Genomic DNA, 2,496 nt, shown 5'->3' with positions numbered 1-2,496 from the left:
TTCGGGGGTGGTTGAACTTCAACTGCGGTGGCGCTTAGGTAGGCTTGGGCGTGAAATTAAGGAGCCTAATAAGGTCAAAGTAAAGCCGGTGAGGAGCAATGGTAAGGAATTAACGAGGTTCGTCAATTCCTGGTCTTTGAAGCGCGTAGAGCCCTTTAGGGGTTACTGCCTTCATTAACGTAGGGTAATGAGTCAATTAACATTACCCTACATTACCTACGCTTCATCCACATTATAGTTAATGCTGGTGTTAAGCTCAATACATCTATTACATGGTTCACCCAGTATGGTGATGCAAATGCTAAGTATAGTGTGATTATTGAACATGCTAACGATAGGGCTGTTAATACTGAGGAATCGATTCTAGAGCCTGTAACCCTCAGCATGTATGAGGCCATTAGTGCTATTACTGATGAATCCACTGCAATGCCCGATATCCCAATCAAAGGCCTCCTAAACACCATGTAGGATATTGTGAAGGCTATGTAGTTAGCAGTGATGATTAACAGCATCGTGTATAGCATAGGCCTTTTAAACAAACCAACGCGATCAACAGTGAGCAATGCTAAAGATAAGTCAACTACCGTCAACACTGTTTGAAATAAGAAGTTAGAGGCCATGACTAATGGAGGAGCCTTAATAGCCACAAACTCCTGAGGATTAAAAGGTGACGTTAAGAACAACACAACATAATATACTAATGAACCATAGTGACTCGATAAACGTAGAGCCTTAGGAGTAGCGAACATCATTAAAATTAAGAACATGGAACTAATTAAAATAGCCTTAAGTACCTTACCAAATACCCCATGAGTCCAATGAGTTAAAGACCTTAATAAACTCAGGGCAATGAACCATATGTTGGAAAGAGGTTAAAACCGCTACAGGCACTGTTTTGTAAAGTTAAGACCCTAATGACGCCCAAATAGCCGTGTTCAACATTAGTGCGTTTATTTAATTAACCATGCGCATCGAGTCGAATGAATCAAGGCACCGGCTAGAGAAGTTAATGAGTAAAATGCGGCAAAAGAGGTTAACAATAGGGGCTTTTAATGAAGCTTGAATTAAAACATCGCCAATCAACCACAACATACGGCTGGTGCATGCTTCAAATACCACTGCCTAAGCTCCTCATGCCTAGGGCTCCAGTAGTGCTCAATGAGTATTCTGAATTCGCTTGGTGGTGCCCTGCCCTGTAGTGTGTTGACTATGCTTTCCGGTACTCCTTGGCTTATCATCCATGTTGCGAAGAATTTACGTAGCTCGTATAGCTCGAAGTCACGGCCCAGCACTGCCCTGGCTGTTTTCTTAATCTCCCTTCTTAACCTATCCCTATTGAATGGTATTAGCCTACTTGCCCAATCCTCTGCATTAGCATTAACGTGTAGGTAATCAGCCTTAACGGCATCGTACTTAAGCTTCACGAAGCCGTCCCTAACAGGCATGTAATTATCCTTAAGCCACTTCACTGATTCAGGCCTTAGGAAGGCTATGAATGCCCTCTTAGTGGCCGTAACCTTACCAATCCTAAGCACACCATGCTCCCAATCCACGTCACTTAAACCAAGTAGGAGTGGTTCACTGGGCCTAAGCCCAGTCTCGGCTAGGATCATGAAGTACGCCTTAGCCTCAATACTCGGTAACTCACTGAATAATTCCCTTAATTGGCTTAATTCAGGTAACTTAACCCTAATCCTCCTCATTGGCTTCACAGTCCTGAAACTATAGTAAAGTGCACTGAATAATACTGGGTCCCTTGACCTAAGAACCTCCTTTAGGAGTGACTTTAGGCTGTATGCAGTATGCTTAAGCACGTACTCCGACTCCTCCCTTAACTCCGATAAGTAGTCCCTTAGAGCATCCGGGTTAAGCCTCCAGTTAAGTTCAATTAAGGCTTGCCTAACGTAACGAACCTCATCCCTAATAGTCTTCTCTGAAAGCCCCCTAAGCCTCTTAGCCTTAATGAAATCCTCAAGGTCACCCTCCTTCACAATCCACTCAGCCCCAGCCTCCCTCAAGTACTCACCAAATGCCTGCTTAAGCATACTGAAGACTAGGTCACGGTAAGCTGGGTCAACCTGCATTGTGCGAATAACCCTAACAGCATCACTAGGCGTAGCATTAGCCTCCTCAAGCCTAACACCAACCAACCTAACCAACTCCTCCCTGGTAATATGCCTTATGCATGCCTTAACCAAATCATCACTAACCTGAACCCTACCAACCCTAACCCTATAAACATACGACCACTCATAACCCAACTCACCAGGCTTAACACCCTTATTGAGGACGTACTCCAGGATCCTCCTTCTAGTCTCATTATTAAGCTTATCCACGTTAATCATGCTTGGATCCATTCCTACCAGTTGAAGTACCAAACCACACCTCAGTTTTTAAACCATACCATGCATGATTTTAATGAGACTCCATGCATGATTTTTGCGGGTTTAGGTCCCGTTGGCGTAGGCCTGCGTGGGTTCAAATCCCACCCCCCGC

Annotated in this window: 2 protein-coding genes; both read right to left on the bottom strand. The window is 44.2% G+C overall.

Annotation, left to right across the window (positions count from 1 at the left end):
* Positions 1 to 212 precede the first annotated feature (212 nt).
* Positions 213 to 752, bottom strand: a complete 540-nt coding sequence (locus Q0C29_RS06535) for a hypothetical protein (protein WP_291999856.1) — start codon at positions 750 to 752, stop codon at positions 213 to 215.
* 327 nt (positions 753 to 1,079) lie between these two features.
* The gene (locus Q0C29_RS06530) at positions 1,080 to 2,378 is read right to left on the bottom strand and encodes a tyrosine-type recombinase/integrase (protein WP_291999855.1); all 1,299 of its coding nucleotides are present in this window, start codon (positions 2,376 to 2,378) and stop codon (positions 1,080 to 1,082) included.
* Positions 2,379 to 2,496: the final 118 nt, after the last annotated feature.

The sequence above is a fragment of the Caldivirga sp. genome (assembly GCF_023256255.1).
Lineage (GTDB): Archaea > Thermoproteota > Thermoprotei > Thermoproteales > Thermocladiaceae > Caldivirga.
Note: the sequence above shows the minus strand (reverse complement) of the source record. Positions and strands in the feature narration are given on the sequence as shown.